Origin of the sequence: Collinsella sp. AM10-26 (assembly GCF_003472525.1) — a bacterium.
Taxonomy (GTDB): Bacteria; Actinomycetota; Coriobacteriia; order Coriobacteriales; family Coriobacteriaceae; genus Collinsella.
The window spans coordinates 107,955-115,164 of sequence record NZ_QRMC01000008.1; the positions used below are offsets into that span (position 1 = coordinate 107,955).

The window sequence follows — 7,210 nt, forward strand, 5'->3', positions numbered from 1 at the left end:
GATGGCCCAGCCACCCCGGGCATGCTTTTTGAAAGGGTAGACCTTGGATATTATCCGCGTTGAGGGTGGCCATGCCATCGGAGGCTCCGTGCCCGTTTCGGGTGCCAAGAACTCCGCGCTCAAACTCATGGCGGCAACGCTTCTGGCGCCGGGCAAGACGACGCTGCAGAACGTGCCCGATATTTCCGATGTCCACGTGATGGGCAAGGTGCTCAAGGGCATGGGCGCTACGATCGATGTTCTCGACGAGCACACGCTCGAGATCGATACCTCTCAGGCCGATTCTTGGGAGGCCCCCTACGAGCTCGTTGCCAAGATGCGTGCTTCCACCGCCGTCATGGGACCCCTGCTGGGTCGCTTCCATCGCGCCAAGATCGCCATGCCGGGCGGCTGCAACCTGGGTGCTCGCAAGATCGATATGCACATTCTGGGTCTTGAGGCCCTGGGCGTAGAGTTTGATACCGCCCACGGCTACATCAACGCCAGCGCGCCTCAGGGCCTGCGCGGCACCACCGTCACGCTCGAGTTTGCCAGTGTCGGTGCGACCGAGAACCTCATCATGGCCTCTGTGCGCGCACAGGGCACCACGGTTATCGACAATGCCGCCCGCGAGCCCGAGATCGTCGATCTCGCCAACATGCTCAACGAAATGGGCGCCAAGATTGTCGGCGCCGGTACGCCTGTCGTGACCATCGAGGGCGTGGAAGAGCTCCATCCCGTTACCCATCGCGTGGTGGGCGACCGCATCGAGGCCGGTACCTTTATCGTCGCCGGTGCGCTGATGGCTGACGATCGCGGTGTCGACGTCACGGGTTTTTGCCCCATCCATCTGGGCATGGTGCTCAAGAAGATGGAGCTCATGGGCATCGATTGCGAGCGTACCGACGACGGCGTTCACGTGAATCGCGCCGAGCGCATCAAGCCGGTCGACATCCAGACGCTTCCGTTCCCCGGCTTCCCGACCGACATGCAGGCACAAATTATGGTGCTCTCCGCCCTCGCCGATGGCAGTTCCGTTATTACCGAGAACATCTTCGAGAATCGCTTTATGTTTGCCTCTGAGCTGGTGCGCATGGGTGCCGACATTCGTATCGAGAGCCATCATGCCATGATTCATGGCGTCAAGGGCTTCTCGGGTGCACAGGTCACCTCGCCCGACCTTCGTGGCGGCGCGGCGCTTGTGGTTGCCGGTCTTATCGCCGACGGCGTTACCGAGGTCTCTGCCATCCATCACATCAAACGTGGCTACGAGCAGTTTGTCGAAAAGCTGCAGGCGCTTGGCGCGCATGTCGAACATGCCACTGTCCCCGATCCCGTCATCTACTAATGCAGGTTGCCTATGTTTAACAAGAAGCCCCTGGCGGATAACACCCGAAGACCCTCGACTGGTGCGCAGGCCAAGATCTACAGCCGCGACAACGTCGCTCGCTATTCCGAGCGCGCCCGCCAGCGCCGTCGTAGCCACACGATTCGTCACGTCGCGCTCATTGTCGTGCTTGGCGTGCTGCTGAGTGCCACTACCGCTGCCGGCCTGTGGTTTGCCACCATTATGGGCAAGCTCGGCGATTCTAATGTCATTACCGACAATCTGCGTCGGGTTCTGGTTGACACCGATGAGGCAAAGGATCCGTTCTACGTGCTGCTTCTTGGCACCGACGGCCGTCCGGGCGAGGATACGTATCGTGCCGACTCGATTATCTTGGCACGCATCGACCCCACGCAAAAGCAGGCGACGCTCATTTCCGTTCCGCGCGATACCAGGGTCGTGTACAAGGGCGAGACCATGAAGATCAACGCCTGCCATACCGTTGGCGGCGCCGAAGCCATGGTCGAGGCGGTCAACGAGCTGTGCGGTGTTCAGATTTCCCACTATGCCGAGGTCAGCTTCGACGGTATGCAGGCGCTGATTGATTCGGTTGGCGGTATCGACATTAACGCAACCGATGATGTTGACGACCCCGAGCACCTGGATATTAAGATTACCGCTGGTCAGCAGCATATGGACGGAGCTACCGCCCTTACCTATGCCCGCTGCCGCTACATCTATGCCGACGGCGATTACACGCGCATGCGCCACCAGCGTCAGGTGCTTGGCGCCCTTGCCAACCAGATTCTCAATAACTTCGATGCCACGAAGATTTTTGGCCTGGTTAATTCGCTGTCCGATATGCTCGTAACCGATATGAGCGTTCAGGATATCGTGGCTACGGTCAACGCCATGCGCGGTATGGATGTCGACGGTATCTACTCGGCCAACCTGCCCTCGTACGCCGACGACAGCACCATGATCGACGGTGTGAGCTACGTCTTTGTCTACGAGGACGAGCTCAAGGAAATGATGGAGCGCGTCGATGCCGGCAAGGATCCCAAGGGTCCCAACACCATGGGCCTTTCCGACGGTTCCAGCTCTACGATCGGCGACCTGAACAACAACACGTCTGACGATTACGCAAACGGTACCGCAACCTCATCGGTCAGCTCTGACGATTCCGATGACTCAAGCGATTCGAGCGATTCGGACTACTACGAAGAGCCCACCGGCGACGGCAACGGCTACGAAGCCAACTACTAAGTTACGGCGTTTTACCAAACGCCGTAACGGCTCGACGCTGCGCGCCGCCCAAGGCGACAATTTGTCATTCAAAAGGCAGGGCATGACCAGAAGGTCAATGCCCTGCCTTTTTCATGCCAACTTGTTCGCCTTGGACGTCGCTCGCTGACGTTGGCTCAACCTGCGATGTTGACTACTCCCCTTGTATCAAAAACCGCCCCGTTCTCTGTAGAGGACGGGGCGGTTCGTCTTTTGGACCTGTGCAGCCAGGCTTATGCGAAACGGGCGACGAGCTCCTGGAGCACGTCGGTCATCTTGACGAGCGAACTGACCGGGACAAACTCGTTGACGCCGTGGTAGCAATAGCCGCCGGTGGAAAGGTTGGGGCAGGGCAGACCGCGGAACGACAGCTGAGCGCCGTCGGTGCCGCCACGAATCGGCAGCACTTGGGGCTCAACGCCGCAGGCAAGGTAGGCTTCCTTGGCAACATCAATAAGCTCGGGATAGTCACGAACGATCTCGGCCATATTTCGATACTGCTGCTTAATCTCGACCGTCACGCGCTCCTCACCCAGACGCTGGTTGAGCATCGAGGCGGCGGCATCAATAAGGTCGAGTTTCTGCTGGAACTTGGCGGCGTCATGGTCGCGGACGATATAGCGCGCTGTGGCGTGATCGACGGTCGCAGATACACCCTCAAGGTGATAAAAGCCCTCGTAGCCTTCCGTATACTCCGGGCGCTGCACGTAGGGGAGCAACGCGTTGAAGTCGCAGAACAGATTGCCTGCGTTGACCATACGGCCCTTGGCGTCGCCCGGGTGGATGGACTGGCCCTCAAAGCGGACGGTCGCCTCGGCGGCGTTAAAGCACTCCCACTCCAGCTCGCCGATGGGGCCGCCGTCGACCGTGTAGGCGTACTTGCAGCCAAAGGTATCGATATCCAACAGCTCGGCTCCGTGACCGATCTCCTCGTCAGGGCAGAAGCAAATGCCGAGTGCGGGATGGGGCAGAGAGGGGTCCTGAGCGATACGCGCGACAAGCGACATGATCTCGGCGACGCCTGCCTTGTCGTCCGCGCCCAGCAGCGTGGTGCCATCGCTGCAGACCAGGTCCTCACCCGCGAGGTCGTTCAGGGCGGGAAGCTTGGCAGTACTCATGGCAACGGGCTTACCGTCAACCGTGCCGCAGACCAGGTCGCCGCCTTCGTAGTGTACGATGTGTGGCTTCACGCCGGCGCCCGGTGCAACTTCGGTGGTGTCGAGATGGGCGATCAGGCCCAGGGCGGGCTTGTCCTCAGCGCCCGCACTTGCGGGGATATGCGCGCAGACATAGGCGTGCTCGGTCACGTGGGCATCTTCCGCACCAAGCTCGCGCAGCTCTTCAGCCAGCACGTTGGCAAGGTCAAACTGAACGGCGCTCGAGGGTACCTGGTCGCAGTTTGCATCCTCGGACTGCGTGTTGATCTGGACGTAGCGCAAAAAGCGCTCGAGGACATCGGGGTTCGTGGTGGTGTTTTCCATAAAGACCGCTCCAATCTTGGTCGTCGTGTGCAACAAGAACTCTAGCACGGTATGCCACGGCATACCGCGACGCTTGGATGGGGTAGAATCAGCCATTGAATGCAGAAGGGACGGAAGATCATGGATACGACAAATAGCTCGCGCGAACTACATCTGACGGTGGCGAACGAAGACTACTTGGAGTGCATGGTTCGCATTGAAAGCGAAGAGGGGGAAACCAACGGCGTGCGATCGGTCGACATCGCGCAGCGCCTTGGCGTCTCCAAGGCATCGGTCAATAAAGCGGTTTCGGCGCTCAAGGCATCCGAGCTTGTCGAGCAATCGCACTATGGCAAGGTAATCCTGACCGATCGCGGCCGCGAGGTTGGCACGGCTATCTGGTACCGTCATCGCCTCATCCGCACGTTTTTGGTTCAGGAGCTCGGTGTCGAATTTGAGCGAGCCGATTCCGAGGCCTGCATGATGGAGCATGCGCTATCCGAGGACACGATGAGCCGCTGGCTCGCCTATCTCGAAAAGCAGGGAATCAGCGTCGAGGAATAGCGGGATATATATGGATACGAGTTATTACAACCGCTTTGGTGCCGAGGAACTTACGCGCCGCTTGTCGAGCGAGACCTTGTTGGCGCAGGGCCCCATGGGCAGTGTTCTGTTGAGTGAGTACGATGCCGCCGATATTCCACCGGCGTTTTGGAATCTGGCAGAGCCGCAGACCGTTTCTCGTATCCATCGCTTGTATGTCGCCGCCGGCGCGCAGGTACTCATTACCAATACCTTTCAGGCATCAAGCTATGCCCTCACGCACGACCAGATTGCGCCGTCCGTGGCGGAGGTCAATCGCGGGGCCGTCGACGATGCCCGCCAGGCGCACCCTCAGCTGCTGCTGGGCTCGATGGGTCCGATCGGTATTGAGTGGTTTGCCGAGGACTCTGCCGAGTTTCGTGAGATCCGAGGCATTGCGCGCGAACAGGCGCACGCCTTACTCAATGCTGGTGTTGATGGTCTGCTGATCGAGACGGTGACGTCTATCCGTAATTTGCAGCCCATGCTTGCCGGCGCCCGAGATGCCGCCGACGACATGCCTGTCCTGGTGAGTTTTGTCGTTGACGATAAAGGCGACCTGTTGGGCGATGGCCTCAACATCGAGGCAGCCGTTTTGTACGCCGAAAAACACGGCGCAAACTCGGTTGGTGTTAATTGCTGTTCGCTTGCGGCCGCGAACGCGGCGGTGCCCAAGATGGTTGCATCGGCGACTACTCCCGTCACGGTGCGTCCCAACGTGGGCGATCCGGTCCAGACTCAGGATGGCCCCGTATGGCACGAGAACCCCGAAGCTTTCGCGCGCGCATGCATCGAATGGAGACATGCCGGTGCCGCAATGGTGGGCAGTTGCTGTGGAACCACGGCAATCACTACGGCAGCGATGGCCGAGGCGCTCGATATATAAAGGGCAAAACCGCTCCATACGGGGCGGTTTTTTTTATTGCTTGCATGTCCTCGGCAGCATTTGCCCAAATGGTGAATGCTGGTGCCGGCAGGTTGCCGAGTGCATGTTGCGGGTATACCCCATGCGTACCATGATCCAAACACTGTGAGGTGTCTGCGCGTGTGCGCGATAATTCATTTTGGAACTGACGGTTGGCGCGCTCGCGTCGATGAGGACTTCACTGCCGATAACGTTGCCCGTATCGCCGATGCCGTCGGCGAGTTGTGGCAAAAGACCAATCCGGGCAAAACGGTATATATAGGGTTCGACACCCGGCCCCTGGCGAGCGAGTTCGCTGAACTTGCGGCGGGCGTGCTAGCAGCGCACGGGCTGGACGCCGTGCTCGCTTCGCGACCTGTTCCGACCCCTGCCCTTACGTGGGCGGCGGCTTATGACGGTGAGGCGTGCGGCGCGCTCATGGTGACGGGGTCCCATCATCCGCAGGGTTATCTGTGCCTCAAGATTCGCATGGGTGACGGCTCAACCGCCAACCAGGATGTCATCGAAGAGCTCGAAGAGACCATGGCTCCCGAGCCAATGGGGATCGAGGGGCAATATCGCACCGCGGATATCATTCCTGACTATATGCAGGCGGTGGCATCGTTTGTCGATGCCGAAGCCATCCGCGCCGCGCACCTGCGCGTGGTTGTCGATCCCATGGGCGGCGCGGCCCAGGGCTATCTAGCCGACTTGCTGCGCGAGCTTGGCGTTGAGGTGCACGAGATTCACGCCGGGCAGGCGTCTGACCAAGAAGATATCTGCCCCGACCCCGTTGAACCGTGGGTGGACGCTTGCGAGCGCACGGTTATCGAGGACGGAGCTTGCGCTGGCCTGGTGACCGACGGCGACGCCGACCGTATCGGCGCGGTTGACGAGCGCGGCAGATATATACATCCGCATCAGATCATGGCGCTCGTTTTGGGCGACTTGGTTCAATTTCGTAATTTGGAGGGGCGCGTCGTCGTCAATCTTTCATGCTCGACGCTCGTGCGTCGCATTGCCGAGGCGCTTGGCTGCCGCGTGACCGTCAAACCAGTCGGTTTCAAATATATAGCGGCGGAGATGAAGAAGGGCGGCGTCCTCATGGGCGGCGAAGAAGCCGGTGGTATCGGCATCGCCGCGCATATGCCCGAGCGCGATGGAATCCTCGCCTGTCTGATTCTGTGTGAGCTTATGGCAAAGACGGACGCGCCTTTGGGCGTTCTGGTCGACCAACTCGAGGACAGTTTTGGTAAGACGAGTTACGGTCGACGCGATTTGCGCCTTGAGGCCGAAGATGCCGAAACGTTACGAACCCTGCTGCCGGGCGTAAACCCCAAGTCGATTTGTGGCAAGGTGCCGCAAAACGTTAGTCATATGGACGGCTTGCGTCTGTCATTTAAGGATGACACGTGGCTGCTGGTCCGTCCTAGCGGGACCGAACCAGTGGTGCGCGTCTACGCCGAGGGGTTCTCGGTGGAAGAACGTGATGAGTTGCTCGATGCTGGCTGTGCGTTAGCTAGGGGGACGTATCCGCTTTAACCATGAGACTGCCTTATATAAAGAGATGCTCGGCGAGCGGTAGGTAACGGCTGGCAAACGTTAGTCGGATCACAAGATATGTAGGAAATGTGTACGCCCAGATTCCCGCCCCCGGGGCCCCTCCGGTCTGGC

At 59.6% G+C, this 7,210-nt stretch carries 6 protein-coding genes; 5 read left to right on the top strand and 1 reads right to left on the bottom strand.

What is annotated here, in order from left to right:
- Positions 1-43 precede the first annotated feature (43 nt).
- Complete coding sequence (murA, locus tag DW123_RS08370) at positions 44-1,327, top strand: UDP-N-acetylglucosamine 1-carboxyvinyltransferase (protein ID WP_117734918.1); 1,284 nt, start codon at positions 44-46, stop codon at positions 1,325-1,327.
- Between the two features lie 12 nt (positions 1,328-1,339).
- Complete coding sequence (locus DW123_RS08375) at positions 1,340-2,572, top strand: LCP family protein (protein WP_118273525.1); 1,233 nt, start codon at positions 1,340-1,342, stop codon at positions 2,570-2,572.
- A gap of 251 nt (positions 2,573-2,823) precedes the next feature.
- Here the strand turns inward: DW123_RS08375 and pepT are convergent, their stop codons facing one another.
- Entirely contained in the window at positions 2,824-4,071 is a 1,248-nt protein-coding gene (gene pepT, locus DW123_RS08380) for a peptidase T (RefSeq protein WP_117818412.1), read from the bottom strand.
- Positions 4,072-4,191: 120 nt separating this feature from the next.
- Here pepT and DW123_RS08385 point away from each other — a divergent pair, with 120 nt between their 5' ends.
- From DW123_RS08385 to DW123_RS08395, 3 genes are all read left to right on the top strand, one after another.
- Positions 4,192-4,614 (top strand): metal-dependent transcriptional regulator, encoded by a 423-nt coding sequence (locus DW123_RS08385; protein ID WP_040359600.1) that lies wholly within the window; start codon positions 4,192-4,194, stop codon positions 4,612-4,614.
- A gap of 10 nt (positions 4,615-4,624) precedes the next feature.
- The gene (locus DW123_RS08390) at positions 4,625-5,518 is read left to right on the top strand and encodes a homocysteine S-methyltransferase family protein (RefSeq protein WP_118273526.1); all 894 of its coding nucleotides are present in this window, start codon (positions 4,625-4,627) and stop codon (positions 5,516-5,518) included.
- Positions 5,519-5,677: 159 nt separating this feature from the next.
- Positions 5,678-7,078, top strand: a complete 1,401-nt coding sequence (locus DW123_RS08395) for a phosphoglucomutase/phosphomannomutase family protein (protein WP_117743864.1) — start codon at positions 5,678-5,680, stop codon at positions 7,076-7,078.
- Positions 7,079-7,210 lie beyond the last annotated feature (132 nt).

Coding starts and splice junctions, on each gene's coding strand:
- DW123_RS08390 (WP_118273526.1), top strand. CDS start 4,625: ATGGATACGAGTTATTACAACCGCTTTGGTGCCGAGGAACTTACGCGC.
- DW123_RS08375 (WP_118273525.1), top strand. CDS start 1,340: ATGTTTAACAAGAAGCCCCTGGCGGATAACACCCGAAGACCCTCGACT.
- DW123_RS08385 (WP_040359600.1), top strand. CDS start 4,192: ATGGATACGACAAATAGCTCGCGCGAACTACATCTGACGGTGGCGAAC.
- pepT (WP_117818412.1), bottom strand. CDS start 4,071: ATGGAAAACACCACCACGAACCCCGATGTCCTCGAGCGCTTTTTGCGC.